This window comes from Flavobacterium rhizosphaerae, from assembly GCF_046000445.1.
GTDB classification, from domain to species: Bacteria; Bacteroidota; Bacteroidia; order Flavobacteriales; family Flavobacteriaceae; genus Flavobacterium; species Flavobacterium rhizosphaerae.
The window spans coordinates 16,624-42,775 of record NZ_JBELPZ010000013.1; the positions used below are offsets into that span (position 1 = coordinate 16,624).

General features: G+C 38.3%; 22 protein-coding genes. 5 read left to right on the forward strand and 17 right to left on the reverse strand.

Annotated features, from left to right (window positions below):
• The first annotated feature begins 79 nt into the window (after nucleotides 1-79).
• Nucleotides 80-2,200, forward strand: coding sequence for a Tex family protein (locus ABS766_RS12200; RefSeq protein WP_408085452.1), 2,121 nt, complete (start codon nucleotides 80-82; stop codon nucleotides 2,198-2,200).
• Between the two features lie 551 nt (nucleotides 2,201-2,751).
• Here the strand turns inward: ABS766_RS12200 and ABS766_RS12205 are convergent.
• Both ABS766_RS12205 and ABS766_RS12210 read right to left on the reverse strand, forming a co-directional pair.
• Nucleotides 2,752-2,964: a hypothetical protein gene (locus tag ABS766_RS12205; RefSeq protein ID WP_408085453.1), complete on the reverse strand. Its 213-nt coding sequence runs from the start codon at nucleotides 2,962-2,964 to the stop codon at nucleotides 2,752-2,754.
• Nucleotides 2,965-3,332: 368 nt separating this feature from the next.
• Entirely contained in the window at nucleotides 3,333-3,539 is a 207-nt protein-coding gene (locus ABS766_RS12210; protein WP_408085454.1) for a Sec-independent protein translocase subunit TatA/TatB, read from the reverse strand.
• 177 nt (nucleotides 3,540-3,716) lie between these two features.
• Between ABS766_RS12210 and ABS766_RS12215 the strand changes: the two genes are divergently transcribed.
• Together ABS766_RS12215 and ABS766_RS12220 are read left to right on the forward strand one after the other, a co-directional pair.
• On the forward strand, nucleotides 3,717-4,586 hold the full coding sequence (locus ABS766_RS12215; protein WP_408085455.1) for a M23 family metallopeptidase: 870 nt from the start codon (nucleotides 3,717-3,719) through the stop codon (nucleotides 4,584-4,586).
• Entirely contained in the window at nucleotides 4,586-6,076 is a 1,491-nt protein-coding gene (locus ABS766_RS12220) for a GH3 family domain-containing protein (protein ID WP_408085456.1), read from the forward strand. The genes ABS766_RS12215 and ABS766_RS12220 overlap by 1 nt, the downstream gene beginning before the upstream one ends.
• Here the strand turns inward: ABS766_RS12220 and ABS766_RS12225 are convergent.
• Both ABS766_RS12225 and ABS766_RS12230 read right to left on the reverse strand, forming a co-directional pair.
• The gene (locus ABS766_RS12225) at nucleotides 6,066-7,166 is read right to left on the reverse strand and encodes a glycosyltransferase family 9 protein (protein WP_408085457.1); all 1,101 of its coding nucleotides are present in this window, start codon (nucleotides 7,164-7,166) and stop codon (nucleotides 6,066-6,068) included. The genes ABS766_RS12220 and ABS766_RS12225 overlap by 11 nt on opposite strands.
• A 5-nt stretch (nucleotides 7,167-7,171) precedes the next feature.
• Complete coding sequence (locus tag ABS766_RS12230; protein ID WP_408085458.1) at nucleotides 7,172-7,777, reverse strand: DUF4254 domain-containing protein; 606 nt, start codon at nucleotides 7,775-7,777, stop codon at nucleotides 7,172-7,174.
• Between the two features lie 66 nt (nucleotides 7,778-7,843).
• Between ABS766_RS12230 and upp the strand changes: the two genes are divergently transcribed.
• Nucleotides 7,844-8,497, forward strand: a complete 654-nt coding sequence (gene upp / locus ABS766_RS12235; protein ID WP_408085459.1) for a uracil phosphoribosyltransferase — start codon at nucleotides 7,844-7,846, stop codon at nucleotides 8,495-8,497.
• Here upp and ABS766_RS12240 read toward each other — a convergent pair.
• A complete protein-coding gene (locus ABS766_RS12240; protein ID WP_408085460.1) occupies nucleotides 8,492-9,418 on the reverse strand; it encodes a DUF6427 family protein in 927 nt (308 codons plus the stop codon). The genes upp and ABS766_RS12240 overlap by 6 nt on opposite strands.
• Before the next feature lie 48 nt (nucleotides 9,419-9,466).
• On the opposite strand from ABS766_RS12240, the gene ABS766_RS12245 reads away from it, so the two are divergent.
• Entirely contained in the window at nucleotides 9,467-9,697 is a 231-nt protein-coding gene (locus ABS766_RS12245; protein ID WP_408085461.1) for a DUF6341 family protein, read from the forward strand.
• On the opposite strand, the gene purD is transcribed toward ABS766_RS12245, so the two are convergent.
• The 12 genes from purD to ABS766_RS12305 form a co-directional block, all read right to left on the reverse strand.
• Nucleotides 9,692-10,963, reverse strand: coding sequence for a phosphoribosylamine--glycine ligase (gene purD / locus ABS766_RS12250; RefSeq protein ID WP_408085462.1), 1,272 nt, complete (start codon nucleotides 10,961-10,963; stop codon nucleotides 9,692-9,694). The genes ABS766_RS12245 and purD overlap by 6 nt on opposite strands.
• A gap of 33 nt (nucleotides 10,964-10,996) precedes the next feature.
• On the reverse strand, nucleotides 10,997-12,361 hold the full coding sequence (locus ABS766_RS12255; protein ID WP_408085463.1) for an exopolysaccharide biosynthesis polyprenyl glycosylphosphotransferase: 1,365 nt from the start codon (nucleotides 12,359-12,361) through the stop codon (nucleotides 10,997-10,999).
• 39 nt (nucleotides 12,362-12,400) lie between these two features.
• Nucleotides 12,401-13,732, reverse strand: a complete 1,332-nt coding sequence (locus ABS766_RS12260; protein ID WP_408085464.1) for an O-antigen ligase family protein — start codon at nucleotides 13,730-13,732, stop codon at nucleotides 12,401-12,403.
• Nucleotides 13,668-14,780, reverse strand: coding sequence for a DUF1972 domain-containing protein (locus tag ABS766_RS12265; protein ID WP_408085465.1), 1,113 nt, complete (start codon nucleotides 14,778-14,780; stop codon nucleotides 13,668-13,670). The genes ABS766_RS12260 and ABS766_RS12265 overlap by 65 nt, the downstream gene beginning before the upstream one ends.
• Nucleotides 14,781-14,815: 35 nt before the next feature.
• Nucleotides 14,816-15,949, reverse strand: coding sequence for a glycosyltransferase family 4 protein (locus ABS766_RS12270; RefSeq protein WP_408085466.1), 1,134 nt, complete (start codon nucleotides 15,947-15,949; stop codon nucleotides 14,816-14,818).
• Complete coding sequence (locus ABS766_RS12275) at nucleotides 15,949-17,208, reverse strand: O-antigen ligase family protein (protein WP_408085467.1); 1,260 nt, start codon at nucleotides 17,206-17,208, stop codon at nucleotides 15,949-15,951. The genes ABS766_RS12270 and ABS766_RS12275 overlap by 1 nt, the downstream gene beginning before the upstream one ends.
• Before the next feature lie 4 nt (nucleotides 17,209-17,212).
• Nucleotides 17,213-18,025, reverse strand: coding sequence for a glycosyltransferase family 2 protein (locus ABS766_RS12280; protein WP_408085468.1), 813 nt, complete (start codon nucleotides 18,023-18,025; stop codon nucleotides 17,213-17,215).
• Nucleotides 18,026-18,053: 28 nt separating this feature from the next.
• Entirely contained in the window at nucleotides 18,054-19,340 is a 1,287-nt protein-coding gene (locus ABS766_RS12285) for a flippase (protein WP_408085469.1), read from the reverse strand.
• Nucleotides 19,341-19,354: 14 nt separating this feature from the next.
• A complete protein-coding gene (locus tag ABS766_RS12290; RefSeq protein ID WP_408085471.1) occupies nucleotides 19,355-21,223 on the reverse strand; it encodes a glycosyltransferase family 39 protein in 1,869 nt (622 codons plus the stop codon).
• 67 nt (nucleotides 21,224-21,290) lie between these two features.
• Nucleotides 21,291-23,090 carry a glycosyltransferase family 39 protein gene (locus ABS766_RS12295; RefSeq protein ID WP_408085472.1) on the reverse strand — a complete coding sequence of 600 codons (1,800 nt, stop codon included), beginning with the start codon at nucleotides 23,088-23,090 and terminating at the stop codon, nucleotides 21,291-21,293.
• Between the two features lie 224 nt (nucleotides 23,091-23,314).
• Nucleotides 23,315-25,435: a DUF6311 domain-containing protein gene (locus tag ABS766_RS12300; RefSeq protein ID WP_408085473.1), complete on the reverse strand. Its 2,121-nt coding sequence runs from the start codon at nucleotides 25,433-25,435 to the stop codon at nucleotides 23,315-23,317.
• A 12-nt stretch (nucleotides 25,436-25,447) separates the two neighbouring features.
• Entirely contained in the window at nucleotides 25,448-26,152 is a 705-nt protein-coding gene (locus ABS766_RS12305; protein WP_408085475.1) for a glycosyltransferase, read from the reverse strand.

Below are 26,152 nucleotides of genomic sequence, written 5' to 3' on the forward strand. Positions count from 1 at the left end.
GTTCTTCCAAACTTACAAAAATTATCTTAAAATTACTTTTAAAATATCCCCCTATCTTTGCACCCCAATTACTACTAAAATGACAAACATTCAATATATCGCCAGGCTGATAAGCGCACCGGTTCAGGGCATTACCGCCACGCTACAACTGCTTGCCGAAGACTGTACTATACCTTTTATTGCCCGTTACCGTAAAGACAAAACCGGCAACCTTGATGAGGTGGTTGTAGAGCAAATAGCTAAACTCAGCCAGGCGTATGAGGCCATTATAAAGCGCAAGGAAGCCATTATAAAAAGCATTGATGAGCAGAACGCCCTCAGCCCGGAGCTTTCGGCAAAAATAAACGCCAGTTTTGACCTTACCGAGCTGGAAGACCTGTACCTGCCCTATAAGAAGAAACGCAAAACCCGCGCCGACGCCGCCCGCGAAAAGGGGCTGGAGCCATTGGCTAAAATAATCATGGCGCAAAATGCCGATGATGTGGAGTACATAGCTTCCAAATACCTGAACAACGATGTTGCCAATGAAGACGAGGCGTTGCAGGGCGCGCGCGATATTATTGCAGAGTGGATAAACGAGAATGTGTACGTCCGCAAAAACCTGCGCCGCCTATACAACCGCAAGGCCGCCATTACTACCAAGGCCGTTAAGGGTGCCGACCCGGAAAAGGCCGCCAAGTTTGAGCAGTACCTGGACTGGAGCGAGAACCTTGCCAAAGCGCCTTCGCACCGCCTGCTGGCGATGCTGCGCGCCGAAAATGAGGGCATTATCAAATTTAAGATAGAAGCCGATGACGATGAGGCGCTTGATTTTATAGAACAGAACATTATTAAAAATAACCGCAGCACAGCGGGGCAGCTTCAGCTTGCCATTGCCGACAGTTACAAACGCCTTTTGGCGCCCGCTATTGGCAACGAGGTACTAAGCGAGGCCAAAGCCAAGGCCGATACCGTAGCCATACAGGTGTTTGCCGCCAACCTGCAGCAATTGCTGCTGGCGCCGCCCCTGGGGCAAAAGCGCATACTGGCTATAGACCCGGGTTACCGCAGCGGTTGTAAAGTGGTGTGCCTTGATGAGCAGGGCGATTTGTTGTATAACGAAACCATTTATCCGCACCCGCCGCAAAAAGAGAGCGCCATTGCCATGAAGAAAATACGCTCTATGGTAAACGCCTACAAAATAGATGCTATTTCTATAGGCAACGGTACTGCCAGCCGCGAAACGGAGCATTTCATTAAAAAAATTGCGTGGGACAAGCCCGTTGAGGTATATATAGTAAGCGAGGCCGGGGCATCGGTATATTCGGCGTCAAAAATAGCGCGGGATGAATTTCCGGGCTATGATGTTACGGTGCGTGGTGCGGTATCTATTGGCCGCCGCCTGAGCGACCCGCTTGCCGAGATGGTTAAAATAGAACCCAAAGCCATAGGGGTGGGGCAGTACCAGCACGATGTTGACCAAAGCCTTTTAAAAGGCGAATTAGACACCGTAGTAATGCGTTGCGTGAATGCGGTAGGGGTAAACCTCAATACCGCGAGTAAGTCGCTCCTGGGCTATGTTTCGGGCATTGGCGAGAAGCTGGCAGAGAATATTGTGGCCTACCGCAGCGAGAACGGCCCGTTTGAAGACCGAAAGCAGCTTAAAAAAGTGCCGAGGCTGGGGGAGAAGGCGTACCAGCAGGCCGCAGCGTTTGTGCGCATACCCAATGCTAAAAATCCGCTGGATAACAGCGCGGTGCACCCCGAAGCCTATGCCCTTGTCGAAAAAATGGCTAAAGACCTGAAGCTGAAAACCAGTGATTTAGTCAGCAACAAAGAAGCCATAAAGAAGATTAATACAGAAACTTATATAACCCCTGAAATAGGGAAACTTACGTTACAGGATATTTTAAAAGAGCTTGAAAAACCGGGTCTGGACCCCCGGAAGTCGGCCAAAATGTTTGAGTTCGACCCCAATGTAAAGTCAATAACCGATTTGCGCACCGGCATGGTGCTGCCGGGCATTGTAAACAACATTACCAACTTTGGCTGCTTTGTTGATGTGGGCATTAAGGAGAGTGGCCTGGTGCATATTTCGCAACTTAAAGAGGGTTTTGTAAGCGATGTAAACGAGGTAGTGAGGCTGCACCAGCATGTTACCGTTAAAGTGGTTGAGGTGGATGAAGCAAGGAAGCGTGTAGCGCTGACGATGATACTTTAGTTGTCGGTTATTAGTTTTGGGTAGTTCTATTTCCACCGGGGCGGAGAAATCTACCTTACTTTTTGCAGGCACAAAAAGTAACAAAATGCCTGCTGTAACGGGTTAACTGAAAATCTACGGAGGTATTTTTTCCGCGCGACCCAAGCCGCTGCGCTCGTGGATCGCTTTCCGGCACCCGGTTGCTAAATGCCACCTTGATTTTTGTCGTTAAACCGTTAAGGCAATAGCTGCTTTACAAAAAGAGGGTACTGTCATCGCGGGGTACGAAGCGATCTTAAAAAGTTACGGGTTATTGGTTGCTTTTCCGATGTATTTTGAAATCTATGCTTTACTTTTTGCAGGCACAAAAAGTAACAAAAATGCCTGCTGTAACGGTTTTAACTAAAAATCTACGGCGTTATTTTCTCCGCGCGACCCAAGCCGCTGTGCTCGTGGATCGCTTTCCTGCTCCCGGTTGCTAAATCCCACCTTGATTTTTGGCGTTAACCGTTAAGGCAATTGCTGCTTTACAAAAAAAATCGGATTGTCATCGCGAGGCACGAAGCGATCTGTTATTGTGGGTTGTTAGTTTTGGGTAGTTCTATTTCCACCGGAGAGGAGAAATCTACCTTTACTTTTTGCAGGCACAAAAAGTAACAAAAATGCCTGATGTAACGGGTTAACTGAAAATCTACGGCGGTATTTTTTCCGCGCGACCCAAGCCGCTGCGCTCGTGGATCGCTTTCCGGCACCCGGTTGCTAAATCCCACCTTGATTTTTGGCATTAAACCGTTAAGGCAATAGCTGCTTTACAAAAAAATCAGACTGTCATCGTGAGGTACGAAGCGATCTGTTAGTGTGGGTTGTTAGTTTTGGGAAGTTCTATTTCCACCGGAGTGGAGAAATCTACTTTACTTTTTGCAGGCACAAAAAGTAACAAAAATGCCTGCTGTCATCGCGAGACAACGAAGATTTTAAAGTATTGTTTTTACTAAATAAAAAATCGTTCACACTTTTCACACCTGATGTTTAAAAAAGGTACAAATTGTGAACGATTTTGTATTTTTTGTGAGATAATAACTACAATAATAAAACAAAAAACCCCTGCAGGAAATCCTGAAAGGGTGTATGTTATCTTAAGTAAAAACCGGATTTACAGTTTATTTTCTTCCTGGCTTGGTTTTTTAGAGTTGGCAGGCTGGTCTTCTTTAGCAGCATCCTTAAACTCCTTAATACCAGATCCAAGGCCCCTCATCAGTTCAGGAATTTTCTTACCCCCAAACAGCAAAACAATCAAAACAACAACTACGGCTATCTGCCATACTCCTACCTGGCCTAAAAATATTGCTAATGCATTCATAATTATATAAATAAAAATTTATTATTCAACAAAGGTAACGATAAAAAAGTTTCTGCAAATATATACGCTAATTATTTATTTTTGGTTTTCGTTAATTAACTATTAACGTATTTGAGTCTGTAACTGCCGCATTAACGGCACGGTATTAGTATATTTGTTGCGGTAATTTTTGTTATAATGGCTAAAAAGAAGTTAAAACGACAGGTTATTAAAAAACGGCTCTTTAATAAAAGCCGTCTGGTAATTTTAAATGAGGATACGTTTGAAGAAACTTTTTCTTTGCGGCTTAACCTTATGAATGTTTTCGTATGGCTCACCATTATCAGTATTGTGATGATTGCCCTAACTACTTATATTATAGCCTTTACCCCGTTAAGGGAATACATTCCCGGCTATGCCAGCACCAGGCTTAAAAAAGAGGCTACAGACAATGCCATAAAAACAGACTCTATACAACAGGAAATAGCGGCAAATTCGGCTTACCTTGCTTCTATTAAAAAAGTGCTTACCGGCGATTTAGAGCACACACAGCTCAGTAGGGATTCTATTGTGCCCGCTGGGCAGAAAGAATTGCCCGAAGAAAGCATGAAACCCTCTGAGGCCGATTTAAAACTGCGCGAAGAGGTAGCCATGGAAGATAAGTACAATTTGTTTGAAGAAGCTAAGCCGCGCGTAAACCTGGTGTTGTTTGCCCCCGTAAAAGGCCATATTACCGAAGGTTTTGATGCTAAAGACAAGCACCTGGCAGTAGATATTGCCGTAGCGAAAGATACCCCCATAAAAGCCGTGGCAGCCGGTACTGTACTACTTGCCGACTGGACACCCACAAACGGCAATGTAGTTATGCTGCGCCATAAAGACGGAATTATTTCGGTATACAAACATGCCGCATCACTTACAAAAAGCCAGGGCGATATTGTAAAGAGCGGCGAGGTGATAGGCCTTGCCGGCACTACAGGCTCACAGTCTACAGGGGTGCATCTGCATTTTGAATTATGGAAAGACGGTTACCCTATTAACCCAACCCAATTTATTGATTTTGAATAATGTCAGTTAAATCATTCGCCGCCAAAATATTCGCCCGTATTGTCCATGCCCAAACTAAAAAATGGGCAGATAACCCTGTTGAAACACAGCAAAAGGTGTTTGCAGAACTAATTAAAAAAGCTCAGCACACCCAATTCGGCAAAGACCATAATTTCAGCGCTATAAAATTGTATAAAGACTTTACTGATAATGTACCGGTACGCGATTATGAGCAACTGAAACCTTATGTAGAGCGTGTAGTACTCGGCGAGCCGGATATCTTATGGCCGGGCAAGCCGCTGTATTTCGCCAAAACATCGGGTACAACCAGCGGGGCAAAATATATACCGCTTACTAAAGAAAGTATGCCCTACCATATTTCGGCAGCACGCAATGCCATACTGGGTTATATACACGAAACCGGAAATACCGGTTTTGTAGATGGCAAAATGATTTTTTTACAAGGCAGCCCGGAGCTTGATGAAAAAAATGGTATAAAATTTGGCCGCCTTAGCGGCATTGTAGCCCACTTTGTACCCGCCTACCTGCAAAAAAACCGCATGCCAAGCTGGGAAACCAATATTATTGAGGACTGGGAAACCAAGGTTGATACCATAGTGCAGGAAACCATAAACGAAGACATGTCGGTCATCTCTGGTATACCCAGCTGGGTACAGATGTATTTTGAAAAGCTACAACAGAGGGCAGGCAAACCCGTGGGAAAAATCTTTAAAAACTTTAATTTGTTTATATATGGCGGCGTAAACTATGAGCCGTACCGTGCTAAATTCGAAAAACTTATAGGACGTAAGGTAGACAGTATTGAACTATTTCCGGCTTCCGAAGGGTTTTTTGCCTACCAGGATAGCCAGGCTGAAAAAGGTATGCTGTTGTTACTTAACTCAGGAATTTTCTACGAGTTTATAAAAGCGGATGAGTTTTTTACAGAGAAACCGCTTCGTTATACCATAGGCGAGATAGAACTGGGGGTAAACTATGTGCTCATTATTTCTACCAATGCAGGGCTATGGGGCTACAACGTAGGCGATACGATAGCGTTTACATCACTTAAGCCATACAGAATTATAGTTACCGGCCGGATAAAACACTACATTTCTGCCTTTGGCGAACACGTAATAGGCAAGGAGGTAGAAAGTGCCTTAAACCAGGCTATGCAGGGTACCGGCGTGAGTATAAACGAGTTTACCGTAGCACCGCAAATCACGCCGCAAAGCGGCCTGCCGTATCACGAATGGCTTATTGAATTTGAAAATGAACCCGAAGATTTAAATGCTTTTGCCTTAACAATTGATGCAGCCATGCGAAGCCAGAACACGTATTATAACGACCTGATAACGGGCAACATATTGCATACCGTAGTAATTACCAAAGTTGCCAAAGGGGGCTTTCAGGAATATATGAAGTCAATAGGTAGGTTGGGGGGGCAAAATAAATTACCACGGCTAAGTAATGACCGTAAAATAGCCGATGCGCTTACGGTTATAAAATAATATCTTGTTTTTTAGAGGTGTTTTCCTTTTTTGCAGCGTCCAGTACGGCTTCTATTTTTGCAACCACACTTTGCGGGGTTATGGTTTTCATGGCATCTTCATACCCTTCCACGCGCTTGTTGCCGTATATAGAAGTGGGCAGTAAAGGATATTTTTCCCTGTCGGCAGTAAGGGAGTTTTCTAAAGGCTGCTTATAGGGCACAAAACCGGCATATGGGTGCGTAGCGCCCCATAAAGTAACTACCTTACTGCCCATTATGGCTGCCATTTGTCCGTTGGCGCTGTCCATACTCAGCATTACATCCAGGTGGCTTATAAGTTTTAGTTCCTGCCACAGGTTCATGGTTTTACCTGCAATTACTACTATATTGTTTTTATCTCCGGCCATGCCAAGCAGCTTTTCCTCTTCCTCTTTACCGCCACCAAATAAAAACACTTTGTTTTTTGTGTTGGCAGACAGGCTGTCAATTACCTGGGTAATATAACTTTTTGGGTACACTTTGCCTTTGTGCTTAGCAAATGGCGCAATACCTATCCAGTTGCCTTCTTTTTTGCCGGTAGTGCTGGTAATATCTTTGGTAAGGCGCTTTTTATCGGGTATTGGTACACTATATACATCTACAGGATAACCAAGTTTTGCTAACACGTCGGCATAGTTTTCAATAACAGGCTTTAGAGGTTTAAAAACCTTATTTTTTTTTGCAGTAAGCTGTTTTCTTCCGGCACGGTTTTTATCAACAGTAGCAGTATTTTTTCCCCTGCTACTAAAAAAAAAGGTGAGTAGTTTAGAGCGCAGCACATTATGCAGGTCTGCCACTGCTGTTACATGCAGTTTACGCAATTCGGTATACAACCGCCATATCCCTAAAATACCTTTGTGAGCTTTTGTAAAATCGGCATCGTAAAAATGTACTCTAGGTGAAATAGTATCAAAAAAAGGCCTGAAAATACCACGAGATACCACCGTAATTTTAAGCTCAGGATATTGTTGTGCAAGGGCACGTATAACCGGTACCGTCATGGCTACATCGCCCATGGCAGAAAAACGTAGTAGTATTATATGTTTGTTTGCCCTTACTTTCTTAGGCATTGGTGCTATTTTTTATTCTGGTATAAAACAGGATTTAGCTCCTCGTCATTATACATCTTCATCTGTTTGTATACCTTCATGTATTTGTTACCGTTTTCAATATCGGTTAGCAGATCGTCTATGGCAGTACTCAGGTCTTTTTTCTGTTCCAGCAAAATATCAAGTTTTTGCTGGCATTTTGCCTTATGCTCCGGCGAGGCATCGGTGCGGCTGGCTTCTTCTGCCATGTGAAAAATTTTAAGGGCAAGTATAGAAAGCCTGTCCAAAGCCCAGGCGGGGCTTTCGGAGTTTATTTTTGCCTCAGCTTTGGGCTGTACATCTTTATATTTATCCAGAAAATAACTGTCAATATATTCCACCATATCAGTACGCTCCTGGTTAGAGGCATCAATACGGCGTTTCAGGGCAAGCGCTTCTACCGGATCAATTTCCGGATTGCGTATAATATCTTCAAGGTGCCATTGCACGGTATCAATCCAGTTTTTGGCATACAGCAAATGTTCAATTTTATCTTTTCTAAACGGGTTATTTATCGGTTGGTCTACATTATCAAACTGGTGATAATCATGTATGCTTTGCTCAAATACCGGAAATGAAATGCCTGAAAACATATTAAAAATTTTTTTACAAATATAGTTTTAATATTTTTATAGTGGTAATTTTAAAATATTCTTCAAATGAAGCTGCACCAACTCTCCCAAAAAAACAGTTTGCTAAACCATTTCCTTTTACAGCTTCGCGATGTAAATGTGCAAGGCGATGCTATGCGGTTTAGGGCAAACATGAAAAGGCTAGGGCAGGTAATGGCTTATGAAATAAGTAAAGAGCTTTCTTATACCGCTGTTGAGGTAACCACCCCACTGGGTAAAAAACAATCTCATACACTTAGCGGCAAGATTGTGGTATGCTCTGTTTTACGGGCAGGACTGGCACTGCATGACGGCCTGCTGGATTTTTTTGATGATGCCGAAAATGGGTTTATATCAGCTTACCGGCACCACCCGAATAATGATGAGTATTTTGAGATTGTTGCCGATTATAAGGCGGTACCTGATTTAAACGGGAAAATTGTATTACTGGCCGACCCGATGCTGGCCACAGGGCAATCGTTAATAGCTGTATACGAAAAACTTTTCAAGGATGCGCAGCCAGCCCAGGTACATGTTGCGGTAGCCATAGCTGCCCCGGAAGGTGTGGCATACCTGCAGGAGCACCTGCCAGACAGCCACCAGGTATGGATAGGTGATATAGACAGCCACCTTAATGACAAAAAATATATAGTACCGGGCCTTGGCGATGCCGGAGACCTTGCTTACGGCACTAAGTTATAGTTGCATTATAAAGATAAAAAAAGCAATAGCGGTTATCAGCAGTAAAGAGGTTTCGCGTATCCAGGGTATTTTTTGGTTTTCAATAAAATTGGCGCCCATAATTGCCATGGGGGCAAAGGTAAAAGCCAAAAAACTATTGTTTTTGCCAGAAGAAAGCACATAGATGCACACGCCGGTTATAAACGCAAACATTATTTTTTTATGGCTGGGCTGCAGGTTTAATGATTTGCCTGCTATAGAAATACTGTATGTAACTAAAAAAAGCAGGGCAAGGGGCACAAAAAGCGCCAGGGCAATATTTTGATAAATGCTTTCAAAATAGGTAAAATCAAAGCTAACAGTGGCACCTTGCCGAAGGTGTTCTAAAAAATCATGGCCAATCATAAGGCCCACCATTGCATAAAGCATAGTAGCCGCAAAAAGGGCAATAAGCGGTATTATCCAGTTGCGGTAATCGCCGGCGGCATGAAATATAATGGATATGTATACAAGCACTATAAACAGGATGCACCAAAAGTGGAACAGTGTTGCAATAAATATCCAGAAAGAAGCATCAAAAATTTTTTCTTTAGGTGTAATGAGCGATTGTAAAGAAACCAGCCTGCGCAGCGATAGCAGGATTAAAAAATTTGCTATTATAACATTGTTATTTACAAACGTGGTAGGGAATTGAATAAAAAACAACAGCAAAAAGAACAGGGCATACGTGTTTTGCCTGCTCAGGTTGTTTTTACGGGTTATAAACCCCGTTAAAAACAGCGAAGCTGCCAGCAGTAAAAATAACCCCGTAAAAAGGCTTATTTGCAACAGGCCACCGGTTGGCTGCCCGCTTATTATATATAATACATAACACAGCAACAGCAAGCCACCTATTATTACATAATTTATTGGCCTTGATTTGCCAAAAATACTTGCCAGCATGTTATTATTTTATATTTTTGTGATTGTAAATATAACACTTGTCTAAAAATGAAAGCATTTTTTGAAGCCTTAGGAGCCCTGTTTACAGATTTCCTTTTTTTACCGCTAGACTTTTTCCGTTCTTTAGAGCTTAAAAGCTGGTGGGCCGCAAATATTGTAAACTGGATCTTTATCGTAATTTGTATTGCAGCCTTTGCTTACTGGATGAAGCAGCTTAAAATATTTAAAGATACCCACGAAGACGATCAGGATACTACGGCTCACTCTTTCTTATCATAAGTCAAAGCCGATATCCTTTCTATAATACATCTTATCAAAGCTTAGTTTTTCTATGTTTTGATAAGATTTTTTTATGGCTTCGCCAAACCCGTCGCCATAAGAGGTCACCGCAATTACACGCCCCCCGGAGGTTACAACTTCGCCATCTTTAAGGGTGGTACCAGCATGAAAGGCAATGCTACCCTCAATGTTTTCAAGCCCTGAGATTACTTTGCCTTTTTCATAACTTTCCGGATATCCGCCAGATACTACCATAACCGTTGCTGCGCTACGGCTGTCTATTTCAAAAGCAACACCTTCAAGCCGTTCTTCTGCCATTGCCGAAAATATTTCAACAAGGTCGCTTTTAAGCCTTGGTATTACCACTTCGGTTTCAGGGTCGCCCATACGTACGTTATATTCAATAACATACGGGTCGTTACCTACTTTTATAAGTCCTATAAATATAAAGCCTTTATATTCAATAGCATCGTTTTTAAGCCCTTGTATGGTAGGCTGTACAATGCGTGTTTCTATCTTTTGCATAAATTCCGCATCAGCAAAAGGTACGGGCGAAACTGCCCCCATGCCACCGGTATTCAGGCCTGTGTCGCCCTCGCCAATACGTTTATAGTCTTTTGCAGTTGGTAGTATCTTGTAACTTTTGCCGTCAGTAAGTACAAAACAGCTCAGCTCTATACCATCCAGAAACTCTTCTATAACCACCTTTGCACTTGCATCGCCAAACTTGGCATCTACCAGCATGTTGCGTAACTCTGCTTTAGCTTCTTCCAGGTCATTTAATATAAGCACTCCTTTACCCGCGGCAAGGCCATCTGCCTTAAGTACATAAGGCGCTTTCAGGGTTTCAAGAAATGCACACCCTTCCTCAACCGTATGTTTAGTAAAGCTTTCATAGGCTGCTGTAGGGATATTGTTTTTTATAAGAAATTTTTTGGCAAACTCTTTACTGCCTTCCAGCTGTGCCCCGTGTTGAGAAGGCCCTATAACAGGTATACTGCTTAGCTGGCTGTCATTTTTAAAAAAATCATATACCCCTTTAACCAAAGGGTCTTCCGGGCCAACCACTACCATGGCAATATTATTGGCCAGTACGGTTTCCTTTACGGTTTCAAAATCAGTAGGGTTTATATTTATATTGGTTGCAAGGGTTGCCGTACCGGCATTACCCGGGGCAACAAAAAGGGTTTCGCAAAGCGGACTTTGGGTCATTTTCCAGGCAAGTGCATGTTCCCTTCCTCCGGAACCTAAAAGCAAAATATTCATGTTGTTTGTGTTTAGTGGGTGCAAAGGTAATAATTAATACGCTTTTTCATCGCCCAGAAATATGTTTACCACTGTTTGCACAATGATCTTTATATCTAATAAAAGCGACCAGTTCTCTATATAAAACACATCATACTTAATGCGGTTAATCATATCAATGTCGGTACTAATCTCTCCCCTAAAGCCCCTTACCTGTGCCAGGCCGGTAATGCCAGGGCGCACATATAGGCGCACCATATACTTTTCTATTGTCTTGCTATACAGGTTGTTTTGAGACCATAAATGGGGCCTTGGGCCCACTATACTCATTTCTCCGCGCAGTACATTTATAAACTGGGGCATTTCGTCAATACTGGTTTTCCTGATGAATTTGCCTATACGTGTTACCCTGGGGTCGTTTTTTATAACCGATTGCTCTGAGGTATCATTAATTTGCATTGACCTGAATTTAAAGCAAAAAAATTCTTTTTCATCTACACCCGGGCGGCTCTGTTTAAAAAATATGGGGCCTTTAGACTCCAGTTTTATTAAAAAAGCAAGCAGGGGGGTTAACCAGGAAAGCACGGTTATAATTACAAACAGCGAAAAGCAAACATCAAAAATACGCTTTACAAGCTGTGCTGCCGGCTCATGCAATATGGTTTTGCGCACAGATAGTACCGGGAAAAGTTCATAATCGTCAATCCGCAGGTTTTTATGAAAAATATCTTTTGTATCAGGGATAAATTTTATAGTTAAGCTGTTTTGTGATGCAAAGGCTATAAAGTCTTTCATGCGGGGTATAGAAAGCTCGTTAAGCGAGCAGTATAACTCCTGTACCATATTATGGCTTACAAAGCTTTTTACGCTGTTTATAGTCCCTTTTATTTCGGCCCCGGTGTGGGTATCAGAAAAAAATCCCATAAAATGGTAACCATTTTGCTTATTTAAATGCAGCAACTCTTTTATATAACGGGCTTCGGGGGTAAAGCCAATTATTATGGCATTTTTTAGCTGGCCGGCACTGTTTACTGTTTTTTTGATATAAGAATAATATAAAAATTTGCTGGCAGCCACCAGGCCAAACGCCGTACAAAAATATAACAGCAAGGCAACAGCATTAACATTTGTATATTTATTAAACAGGAAAAAGGCTAATACAGCTACCAAAAAAATAACGCCCTGCCGCAAAACCTTAAAAAACACCTTTGCAAACGGGGTATAGGGGTATATCTCATAAAATCCCGAAAAGTAAGAAAGTATACTCCAGGTAAAAACAAGGTAGCCTGTAAAATGAAGGCAGTTAAGCCCCTGTTGTAGCAAAAACAAGGGGAACAGCAACGTTATAGCCAGTACATCTGATAAAATGCTGGCAAGCCTTATATATTTTGTGTATGCGTTAGTATGCGGCAAAATCATTAGTAATAACAGGATAAAATCATTAAGCAGGCCAGCTGTTTATGTTGTTTTTGGGGTAGGTTCAGGCATCTTTCTTTTCCATAAACCCACAAGCTCGTTAAACAGGCAATAAAAGAGTGTAAAAAACACTACGCCCCGCTGGCGCCATAAAAATGATTCGGTCAAAAATAAACTTATCATTAACACTGCAAAAGCAATATGTACAAAATATTTGCTTTTAAGCCCTTTATACAGGCTTATAAGCAGGAGTATCACTACAATAAAAAAACCAAAAAAGCCCAGGTCAGCAAATACCTCAACATACTGGTTATGAAAATTCATTTTGTTATAGCTTACAGCACCTTCACTACTATGGTCAACATCATGCTCAACCCCTTTTTCTTCAATCTTTATTTGTGAGGCACTAAGGCCGTACCCGGTAAAAAAAACACCATCTTCCTGCAGCATTTCCTTAAAAATACGTATTTGATAGGTGCGGAAGGCTGTACCGTTAAAATAGTCGTTCTCATTAAAAGTATCTTGGTTCCAGGCCTCGTTTATTGTTACATTATGAACGCCATTGCCTGTTTTTTCCTCCGTTACAGGATCAAGTTCCTGACTGAAACGCCTGCCGATATTCCCAAAATAGGCTAAACCCGCAAAAAGGATAAGAAATGCTGCCAGGCCACTTAGTTTTGCTTTTTTGGGCAGCGGCGAAAAAAACAGGTAATATACTATTACCAGAAAAACATCTATAAGTATCACATTTTTAGATGAGAGTAAAAAAATAACAAACAATAAAAAAACTATTGCGGTATATCCCCAAAAGGTTTTGTTTTTTTTGGCGAGAAAAATAAAAAGGGCTAAAGAAAATAGTGCCGAAAGGTAAATGGCATTTATTTTAAATGTAGAAAATTCATGGTAAAAGAAAACATTTGTATCGCCGGTATTAAAATAGCGCACTACGGCACGTATAAAAAAATAGAGCGCAAATACACACATACCCAGGCCATAATTATTTAGTACCTGGTTTACATGCCTGAATTTTAGGGGCCGGTTTAAGCAAAATGCCAGCGGTATAAAAAGCAGTGCAGCCTCCCGGCCTAATGCCTTTAATGAAATTTTAAAATCTATAGACCATAATAGCGAAAAAGCCATAAGTATAAACAGAAAAGCCGGCAAAGAGGTGGTAAACCGTATCCAGGTGGTATGCCGTTGTGCCGCCAATATACTAAACAGCACAAAAAGTATCAGGGCAATGCTGTTGTAGCCATAGCCCATGGGTATGGTAAGGGCAACTAACGATATAAAAAAGACCTGTTGTTTTTTACCGGGTACCAGCCCTATTCTCCTTAGCAAGGCATTCCTCGAAAAACTGTAAATATTCGCCATTAACTTTATCCCAGTTAAATTCTTTTATTATTGCATTATAGTTGTTTTCCACTTTTAAAAGGTTGTCTTCTTTTTTTGTGGAGGTTAGCAGTTTTGCCACTTCTTCTGCATTGGCAAAATAATAGGCGTTATCTTTTAATATAGCGCGGTTAAAATCGTTATTATGTGCCAGTATAAAGGCTTTAGAGGCCATTGCTTCTAAAAGCGAAGGGTTTGTTCCCCCTACCGAATGCCCGTGAAAATAAAGGTCTGAATAATAACGCAGGTTATTAAGGTATTGTATATTAAATATGCCCCCGGTAAAAATAATGTTTTTATTTGGGGCATACTTGCTTTTAAGGTATTCGCCATATTTTGTTGTATGGTTGCCCACTACCAGTATGGTGGTGCTAATGGCCGATTTTACTACGCCCTCAAGCACCATATCTATATTATTTTCGGGCTCAAATCGGGCAATAATCATGTGGTAGTTGCCCTTTTGTACGTTATATCCTTTTAAAATACTGTCATCAGGGCTGTTAAAAGGGTATGCGCCATAGGGTATATAGCGTGAATCTTTATTATATTTCTTTTTTAGGAATGATTGTATGCCCAATGAGTCGGCCACCAGGTAATCGCTTGTTTTGGCGGCAAGTTTTTCGGCAAATTTTAAAAACTGCTGTACCGGTTTAGAGTACTTAGAGCGTTTCCACTCCAGCCCATCCATATTAGTAATAACAACCGGTTTTTTTGGCAGCATAAAATACCATACTGAGCTGCTGGTGTACCCCAGTTGCAGTATTACATCAAAATTATGTTTGCGCGAATCTTTAATGCAGTTATAATCATAAATAAACTGCCCAAAGGTACCCACTTTATACTCGGGGTCATATTTATGGATAAGGTTTACACCTTTAAAAGTTTTTTCCTGATACAGGTGGTTATGAGAGTTATAGACATATACATCATGCCCCTTTTGGGCAAGGTATACCGAAAAATATTCGGCAAATTGTTCAAAGCCACTGTAATGGTTGGGTATGCCCCGTGTGCCTACTATAGCTATTTTCATTGGCATTTTATTGGATTAGGGCAAAAATAGGTATTTTAAATATTTAATACATGTGTAATACCATCTATATAGTTTTGAAGTGAAAATTTAGCAGCAGCTCTTTCATAACCTGCTAATCCAAAACTTTCTCTTTTTTTCTCATCAAAAGCCAGTGTGAGTATGGCTTTTGCCAAGGCTTCTTCGTTGCCGGGAGAAACTAATAGCCCTGTTTGTTTATCAACCACTATTTCTGTTACTCCCCCGTGATTTGAAGCTATTACCGGTTTTTTACGTAGCATGGCCTCAAGGGCTACTAAACCAAAAGATTCAGCTTCTGTAGAAGGCATTACAGCAATATCAGTGGCTTGCCATACCGTCTCAAGGTTTTGTGTAAAGTCCATTACTGTAATTTCAGTTTCTAACCCGTTTTCAGTAATAATTTTATTAACTTCATCTAGATAATATTCCTGCCCTTCCACAGGCGAACCAACAAACAGCAATTTTATATTTTTTGATTTTAAAAAATTTATATACGTGCTCAAAAGCCACTTATGCCCCTTAAGCCTGCTTATGCGGCCTATAAGGGTTACCGTTATTGTATCTTTATGCTCTGAGTTTTTGTTTGCAGCATTAAATCCATCGGGGGTTGATGCATTAAGACCGTTATAAACTATCACACACTTATTTTTAAGCGCAGGTAACCTTTCTGTAAGATTTTCTCTTGTGGCTGCGGAATTGCATATAATAACCTGGGCAAACCGGTTTAAAATTTTTGGGTAAAGTGCTGCTATAAGTTTAGGGTGTACAATAATTTCATGAACATGCCAAACATGCTTTAAATGATGGCGTTTGGAAAAAAACAAACCGGCAAGCACCGCCAGTGTGTTACTATACACTATAGTAAAACAGTATTGTTGGTGCAGTTTTGCCAAAAACCTCTGCGTGGTTTTAATATCTCTTATAAAACTTAGTAAGTTACCCGGTGTAAATATTTTACGGTACAGTTTTAGTACAGGCGCTATATATACAGTAATGTTGCTGTTTTCAAGTGCTATTTTAAGCGGACCATCTGAAGGGAGTATAACTACCGGAAAAAAAATCGATTTATCCAGCCCCTCTAAAAAAAGAAGTAATGTTTTATCAGATCCATACAGTTCTGCAGACTGGTGTATTACAAGGAGATTTTTCATTACTTCGGATGTTTAATCAGGGTATTTTTATTTATTTTTTCAGCGTAATAAAGTGCTCCACCGAGTATAAAAATTATGATATCACGTGTGTTATAAATCCCTGTAATAGTAACCGTGGATATTAAATATATTATCCCTATTGCCGAAACAAGCAGGTTTGGCAAGGTGTTTTCTTTGTGAATGTACAGATACCATCTTCCCAACATAAATATATAAATGAGTATGCCAATTATTCCTGTTTTATATAAAATATATATATATCCGTTATGAAGTTCAGATATATAACGTATGCCTTTGGGTTCGCCGGTCAGTGGGGCATAGAATTTTAAATTTACTAAAGACCCAAAACCTGTGCCATATATATAAGATTGAGGTTCATCATTCATAAGGGAAAGCCCCCTCTTCATTTCATAGCCCCGCCAATGATCCCATAACTCCTGGTGGTTGTCCCTGTCTATTTTAGTTTGAAAAATTTCTTCCGGGGCATTTTTAATCTTATATAAAAACCCTTCAAGGCCCCTTTGACCACGATTTATGTTTATGCTGTATAAAAAAGCATAAAGCGCAAAAACAGATATCATAAACAGCCCTGCAAATTTTAAATTACGGGAAGTGATTTTTGTAAAGCCATATATAGAAAACAGAAGTATAATAGCCTCTATAATCATAGTGCGAGAAAAATACAGCACGTTTGAAATAACAAGCACAAACATGGCAATATAAGTAATAAGAGGATTTGAAAATAGCCGCTGGCCTTGGAATTTTTTTGTAAAAATCAGAAAGAAAAGGGCAAAAAGATCTAAAAAGTTGTCACGGGTAAGGTCGCGCAGGCCATCTACAGAGCTGATATCCCTAAGTAAAAAGGCAATAATATAAAAATGGATGACTGATGATATAATACCGGCGATAACTATTATATATAAAAAATGCCTGAAATTATTAACCCGTTTAAAAAAAATATAGCCCAATGCAATACCGGTAATCGGCTTTATAAAATGAACAATATCTTTAATAATATTGTAGGTATAATACCTATGCAGTACCATGCCTATAAAACCGATAAAAAGCAGCAGTAACAGGGGTATTAAATATTTAAGGAACCCAAAGGTAAACGCTATGTTACGGTAATCTATAAAAATGCAAAATGCCAGCGTGGCTAACTGTATAAAAAAATTAATCTTAAACGAGGGCAGGTACAACTGTAATAATACTACAATTATAAATAGGGGGGCATATATTTTTATGGGGCTTATTTTCATGAATTTATATGCCGAACATTTTTTTTGTCTTTTTCACAAGTTTATTAACCCCCAATGAAAGTTGGGATAATTTTTTAGCCGGTCCTGAAAAGTGTTTTTCAATATACAGGTCATATCCATTCAGGATAAGATGATCTTTAGATTTGTTATACCCAACAAAGTGAATATAGCTATAGTTGGGCATAAACAGGCGTTTATAGCCTTTATCAGCTATTTTTTTACATAAATCAACATCTTCCACATACATAAAATAATCCGGGTCAAAGCCGTTAATTTCTTCATACACTTTTTTGGGCATCATAATAAAAGAACCCCCAACCCAGTCTGCCTCATATACATCTTCAGAGAAATTACCGGATGAAAATACCCCGTCAGTCCTTGATATGCTCTTAATGCGGAACAGGTTTGCCGGAGAGGGAAATTTGCCTACGCTATTCAGGTACATCCTGTTTTTATCAAGCATTTTAATGCCTATAGCTCCTATAGTTTTATCGCTTTTAAGTTTTTGCAGCACAGGCAGCAGGTTGTCCAGTATAATAGTATCATTATTCAGCAGTAGTAGGTACTTGCCATTGCTATAGGCTACTGCAAGGTTATTGCCGCGGCCAAAGCCCAGGTTTTCCGGACTTTCTATAAGTACAACTTCCGGATAATGCTGTTTAATAAAATTGCAACTTTCATCGGTTGAATTATTGTCAGCTACTACAATTTCAAAATCAATTCCCTGTAGTTTTTCTTTAAGGGACTCAAAACAATCTTTCAGGTATTTTAACCCGTTATAGTTAACTATTATTACCGAAAGTTCTGTCTGCTGCATTGTTTAATGTTAGTGTCCCGCGTCAGGCTTAGGCAAAAGTATAAAAACCAAGCCTTTTTTTAATAATTATAACGCAGGTAAAATTAAAAAACACGTTAGTTACCAGGCTGGCTATGGCCGCGCCGTTAATGCCGTATCTTGGTATGAGGAGGGTATTTAATATAACATTGCATATAAAGCCCGAAAGGGTGGTATAAAAAAGCGCCCGCTGGTTCCCTGTCATATTAAGTATCTGGTCTACATTGCCGGTAGCCGAATTTAATAACAAGCCAACAGAAATTATTATAAGGGCCTGTTGTCCTGCAATAAAACCGGGACCGAAAAAATTTAATATATAACCCGAAAGTAGTATAAGCACCACTACAATGGTAGCGGTAAGGGCAATAATAAGATAAGTTGTTTTGCGCACCGTTTTGTGCATAGCAGCTATATTTCCCTCTTTATGCAGTGCAGAAATACGGGGTGCTATTACCACATTCATAGATATAATAACCAGCGTAGCCAAAGAGGCTATTTTGTAAGCCAGGTTATAATGCCCAAGCTCCTCTTCACCTACATTGGCGCCAAGCATAAAAACATCGGTCCAGTTAAGCAGGTACAGCATCAGTCCGCTAAACATCATGGGCAGGGTAACGCTAAACATTTGTCTTGGTGATATGCTTGTTTCCGGCCGGGCAACTTTTAAGTTAAAAGCAAAAAAGGCCTCGGTAAAAAAAGTTAAAAAGACAGATAAAAAATAAAACAGAAATGTATAATGTGCGGGCACATGGGTTACTATAAGCAGTAATGCCAGCAGCAGGATATTTGGCACAATAAACATAAAAATATTAAACCGTTTAAAGTTGCCGGTGGCAATAAAAAAATAAAGCAATAACTCATGCAGTACCATAGCAGGCACAGTAAATGCCGCTACAGATATATATACGGCTAACCCGGGATTATTAAACAGCGTAGCAGCAATATAATCCGCTCCAAAATATAGCGCGGTCATAGGCAGTAATGACAGGCAGGCGAGTATAGTAAACGAACGTTTTAAAAAATACTGGGAATCGGGGTGATGGGCAGGCTTCATGCCCAGATAGCTGACAAGGGCATTTGGAAAGCCTAAAGCAAATACCAGCCCTATAGCCTGTGATAATGTAAAAGCAAGTGAGTAACTACCGTAAACCGCATCGCCATATATGCGGGTTATAACCAGCGTAACTAAAAAGTTAAGGCCTAAACCTGCAATACGGAATAAAAAAGTGAGCCCGCCGGAAGCAAATAAACTTTCGGTATTTTTAAATTTATTTTTCAGGCTATTTAAGTGCTTCAAACCGCTTTTTAACTTTAAGGCAAAGTAACGGTTTTATCGGTTACAATTAATGATTCTGTTTGGTGCGTACTGTTTTTTATGTAAATACCTAATGTATACACCCCAGGATTAAGAATGTTAGTTAATTTTTGTTTTGCTTCAAACCCAGAGTTGTCAAGATCAAATTTATTTTGACGGGACGCAGTCACATCTGACCTGTTTATACTTTGTGTATCAATATAATACCCAATATTATCTTTTATAAGCACTAAACTTATACGGGAGTCAACGGCATCCTGACTGGCTATAAAAGCCCATCCCCATGTAATAAGTACCGAACCATCAAAATTGAATGAATCAAAGTTGTATATAGCATCGTTACCATTAGTGTTCTTTAAGGGTAAAAACTTTTTGATATCTAATTGGCTTTTTCCATTTTTTAAAGAATAATAACGTGTCCAGGCATCAAATCCATTAAAGTTCCTATCCAAGGTAAAATGCTTACTAAGGAAGGCTTCATAATCGGGTGATAGGGTATAAGGCCGCACATGGGCATCAGCATACCAAAAGGGAGTAATTTTTGTAGAGTCGCTCATCATTTCCTTAATGTGGCCCTCTAAAGTATTTTCAATAAGAGTATTAGCCATTTTATCTTTTAGATAATAGCTATACATATTCTTCAGGCTTGTATATACGGTTACATTAGTAATATTGTTTTTTTCTATAAATTGAGAAACTTCACGGTATTGTGATTTATGGGGCAGGGAGTAGTATTTGTTTTTAATAAAGATGTGCAGGAGTGAAAAGCCCATAACAAAAAATAATAGAATAACTTTAGCAACATAATTTTTTATGAATTGTATGCCAAGAGCAAAAAAAATAAGTATAACAGGAAGTATACTTATATAATAACGCGAAAGAGTTAAGGGCGTGCTAATAAATGTTTTTATGTAAAATGCAATAAAGTAACATGCAAACCAAAAAGTTAGTATAATAAGACTAAGAGAAGCTGGTGTGTTAACAGCAATTTTAAATGAAGAAAGGTCTGAACTTGTATTAAAAATTTTTGTTAGGCAATATATTAATATGCCTATAAAAATAAAGAAAACGATGTCTGAATTTCCAAGTAATTCCTTGAATATAAAAGAAAAATTGTCATTTTCAGGAGTTGGAATCCAAAAAGAAGCAATTTTTGATAGGGTGAATAATTTTTTAAGGTTTGGTAAGAACATTAAACAGGCAATGCTACAGCCAATAAACGAATTTTTAAAGAATACCCCTTTTTTTTCTCTTTCTAATCCTGCTAAAACAATTAACAGCAGCATACATTGCGATAAAAATAATAAAAGGCTGAAAAAGTTTAAGTTTAACATAAAACCAGCTGCTATACCAAATAATATAGCATTTTTTAAAGAAGACCGTTTTATATATTTAACTAAACAATAAAAGCCCAGGATTGCAGTAAACATTTGTAAAGAATAAGGTCTTGCTTCTTGGGAATAATAAATTTCAAAACCGTTGAAAGCTAATAATGCTGCTGCTATAAGCCCCACGTTTTTATTATAAAGTTCTTTGACTAAAAAATACAAAACCCATATGCTGGCAATACCACCCATAGCCGAGAGCGCGCGGGCAACAATTGCAGAATAGCCAAATAAAAAATAAAAAATTCGTAAAAGATAAAAATACAGAAAAGGAAAACCTTCTTCAACCTTTAGTTTATAGTATAGTTCCTTCAAAGAATATTGAGGACTTGAAATATTCATCGTATATATTTCATCCATCCACAGGCTCTGAAAATCTAAATGGTATAATCTTAAAAAGGTTCCTAGAATTATTATAAGGTAGAGCCAGTTTTTTTCCTTACTCCATATAACCGTATTTCTATTTAAAATAAAAGGCATTTCAAAAAGTTTAATTTAATATAACAACATTATCTTTCATTTGATAATACTTCAATGGCTTTGTTAATTAAGGTAAAGTAATGATTTTATCGGTTACAATTAATGATTCTGTTTGTTGAGCGCTATTTTTTATATAAATACCTAGTGTATACACTCCTGGCTTAATAATGTTAGTTAATTTTTGTTTCACTTCAAATCCAGAATTGTCAAGATCAAATTCATTATTGCGGGAGGCAGTCACATCAGGTCTTTTTGTGCTTTGTGTCTCAACTTGATGTGCAACATCATCTTTTATAAGTACCACGCTTATACGGGATTCAGTAGCATCCTGATTGACTGTAAATGCCCATCCCCACGTAGTGAGTACAGAGCCATCAAAAGTAAATGAATCAAAATTGTATAAAGCATCATTACCATTAGTATTTTTTAAGGGATAAAACTTTTTAATATCCAATTGGCTTTTCTCATTTTTTAAAGAATAATAACGTGTCCAGGCATCAAATCCATTAAAGTTCGTATCCATGGTAAAATACTTATTGAGAAAAGCTTCATAATCATTAGATAAAGCATAAGGTCTTACATGGGCATCGGCATACCAAAAAGGTGCAATTTTTGTACTATCGGCCATCATTTCTCTAATGTGCCCTTCTAAAGTATTTTTAATGAGTATGTTAGTTTCATCATTTAAATAATAGCCATACATATTCTTCAGGCTTGTATATACGGGTACATTATTAGTGTTGTTTTTTATAATAAATTGAGAAACTTCACGGTATTGTGATTTATGGGGCAGGGAGTAATATTTTTTTATAACCGTAAGGTTTATAATTGTAAATATTGATATTATCAGAAGTATTCCAATTTTAGTTATTGAATTTTTTATAGAATGTAGCCCCATAGAAATTATTAATATTAATACAGGAAGCAGGCTAAGAAAATAGCGCAATAGAATTACAGATGTGCCAATGTAGGATTTGACCATTACAATTGAAAAGAAACCAATAAACCAAAAAAAACAAATAAATGAAGTATAAATTAAAGCGTTATCATATAAATTTTTAATTTTATCAAACTGAAAATCAGAGTTAAAAAGGACAACAAAAAAATATAATATTAATGTCCCAAATATAAATACGGTTGTTTCAGAACTACCTAAAAATTCACTAAATAATAATAAAAAAGAATTTGAGGTAGGGGCAGGTACCCAAAAAGATGTATAATTCAAGACAACTTTTATAATCGGGATATTATGTACAAATAGCAAAAGAGCAATTATTAGTGAAAGCGCACTTAATTTGAATAAATTTATTTTTTTGCTCTTGGGCTTAATGATTATAAAGGCTAATAAAATTAGACCTTGAGAAAACAGATTAAGTAGTGCAAAAAAATTAAAATTTAGCATTAAAGCCGCAAAAAATGCATACCATAGTGCATTTTTTAAATTTGTATTTTTTATAAAAATAGAAAGTCTGTAAAAAGCAAGTACAGTAAACAAAATATACAACGCATAGGGTCTCGCTTCTTGTGAATATTGTATATGAACTTCATTTATAGCTAACAAAAACGAAGCTATTAACCCAAAACTTTTTATAAAGAGATGTTTTCCAAAAGAGTAAATATAATAAACCGTACAAATACCTGAGATTGCCGAAACCAGTCGCACAATTAAAGCACTATAGCCAAAGAAAAAATATACTAAACGTAGGAGATAATAATAAAGATAAGGAAATGCTTCTGAAATATATATATTTTGATTAAGCTCTGTTAGGCTAAATTTAGGATTTGTTACATTTAAAGTGTAAATTTCATCCATCCAAAGGCTCTGAAAATCAATTTTATAAAGTCTTAAAAATATTGCTAAAGACATTATCAGAAAGAGCCATTTGTTTTGTTTAATTAGTAAAATCATCTTAATATCAATTTTAACATATAAAACTTCAGAAAATTAATTTTTTATATTAATCGTTTATTCTTCATAATTATACGCAGATCTTTTTTAAAGACACTAGTTTTTATTTTATAGAATATTATAAATTAAAAACAGAAGTAGTAATTATACTTTTAAAGTTGGTATTTAAGGATATAATATAGCTACTGTATGGTAACAGTGTTTTTTGTAATTAGTCCATAGGTTTTATTATTTTTAGTTGTTACTATTATCCCAATAGTATACTCACCACTTGGCAATAACGATTTATTTATTTTTGTATTAAAGCCACTGTTGTTATAATTAACCCTGTCATCTTTATAAGCCGCTGTTACATCTTCCCTTACCACAGGATCGGTTTCAATTGCATAGCAATCTTTATCATTATAGAAAAACACTTTGATTTTTTGCCCGTCAGAATTTTCTTTTCTTAAAATTGTCCATCCGCTTATAAGTATATAATCTACGGCATCTATATTATCATCAATATAACCTTTTTGTAAAGGGTTGGTTTTGGGCAGTGTAATTTTGACAACAGGTTTAATCTCACTGGTAACCTTTTTTAACGGTTGGTCAAGTTTTTCTTTAATAGCAATAGTAGCGGCAGTACTTTTATTAAAATCGCCAATTTTTTTATTGCTGTTATATAATAGGTAGTAATTATCCAACTCAATTAATTGGAGTGTTTTGTTACTAATGGGTACATTAAATGCCTCAATATATTCAGGTGTGGTAATATAAAGTTCATTACTTTTTGTCACATTATTTTGTAGGGCTGTAGTAATATAATCATCATACACCCGTTCTGCAACCCTGTTTACACGCGCGCTGTAACCTGTGCTTATGGCCATATCATGTTTCACTGCAAGAAAACATAAGTCCTGATAGTCCATACTTGTAAGCAGATTATTTTCAAACGGAGGATAAGTAATTATCCTGTCAAAATGAGGTAATATTTCATTCCATTTTTCTTCATTTAAAGGAGGGTGATAGGCACCATAAGGTAAATTCCTAAACGTATAAATAGGCCATATATCATACAATTGCACAGCTAACAATACTAATAAAACCGGCAATTTTACCCATTTATTAAAATTAACTTTAACAATTACTATTACAAAAAACAAACAAAGCAGGTAATATAGCACCCAGGCAAAACGGGCACTTGCCCGGAATATATTGCCAATTTTAATTATAAATTTTGGAACCGGCACTTCAAACAATAAAATATCATCATAAGTTACGTTTTGCGAAATGGCAAAAAGGGTTAACAAAAAAGTTACTATATACAATGGTATTAAGGTTTTGTTTTTTATAATGCCGCTCATCTTTCTGGAAACAATAAGCCAGATGAACCCTAAAACTATAATGGCCATGAGGCCTACCCCCAGATACATATAACTCTCATATTGAAAATCATTAATTAAAGGTCGGGCCGGTAATAAAAAAGAAAACCCGGACGGATTATAAAAGGAGTTGAGGTTAAAACTATATAAGCCATAACCGCCGCTCACTTCCAGCCGTGTGTCGCCTTTAAAAGTGAGTACGCCAACAATAAACCATAGCGCCCCAGTGCTAAGTAACGCAATAAAAGGGTAAAGCAGCATTTGCTTTAAGGTAAGCAGTTTATAATAAAAGTAATGTTTAAAAGGCAGTATGATATTAAAACAAAAAACAATAACCGCAAGGTAAGGGTGTATTAAAGCAGAAAGTGCTAAGAGTATTATTTGTTTTTTATTAAGGCTTTTTACATTGTCTTTGTTTGCGGGTGTAAGATAAAGATATATGGGAGCCAGTAGTAACCAATGGGCACAAAGTGACGGGTGAAGGCCCCTGAACACAAGCATGGGATTACCCACAATTAAAATTAAACCTATTAGCTGGTAAATAAATTTTATATTGTAAAGTTCAAAAATTTTAAGGCAGTAGTATGCCGTAAGCAAGTAGCAGGCATACATCCATAAACCTAAGTACTGAAAATCATCTGATAGCAGGGGAGCTACTATTTTTAAGGGGATAGCAATTAGGGGGATGGAATCAGTAAATCCTACATTACAGCCCGCCGGATATATAAAATTAGAAATAGTACCTAACGGAAAATGCCATGGTTCATTTTTATAAAAGGCCCAGCCAAGGTAATGCTGCCCCCAGTCATGGCGGGCACTCATAAGCCAGTTTATGTTTGTAGGAACCAAAACGTCCAGCCCGTAACATAAATGAAATAATACCGTAACAACTATAAAAGTTAAAACATACAGAAACGTTTTTTGAGATATTGATTTCATGCAGATTATTATTTATAGGCGGTATATAGTTACAAGCTCGGCAAGTACTGTAAAAATACTTTGCATGCCTAGTTTAGACCCTCCAACATCAGTCCATTGCCGTAAAGGGACTTCATTCCCTAATGCCAGCAGGTTATTTTTTTTAAGGCGTATAAAAAGTTCTACATCAAAAAGCCATGATGTTTTAAAAGGCGCATTAAAAGCAACTGCTGCAATGGTTGCAGGAAAAAGCTTGGCCCCGCACTGGGTGTCATAAACGGTTAGCTTAAATTTGAAATTAACAAGCGTAATTATGATACGCCCTATATAATGCCGGAAATTTTTTCGCTTTATGTTATGGTTTAACAATAAGACCCTGCTGCCTATAATAAATTTCTCCGGCTCGCTTTCCTGCAGGGCAAGCAGCCTTTCAATTTCAAAAACTGGAGTACTAAAGTCGGCATCAAAATAACCAATATGGGTATATTGGTTTTGGCTTAAAACATGTTGTACGCTTTGGTATACGGTATTGCCTTTGCCGGTATTTTTTTTAAAATCCAAAACAAAGCAATTTTTGCATTCTGCCGCTATTGTTTGTAATAGGCCGGCAGTATTATCGGTACTGCCGTCATTACACAAATATATATCTGCACCTGTATTCGCCAAAAGCAATACTTTTTCTTTCTCAAGCCTTTTCTCTTCGTTGTAACAGGGAATTATTATAGCGGTTTTTTGCAT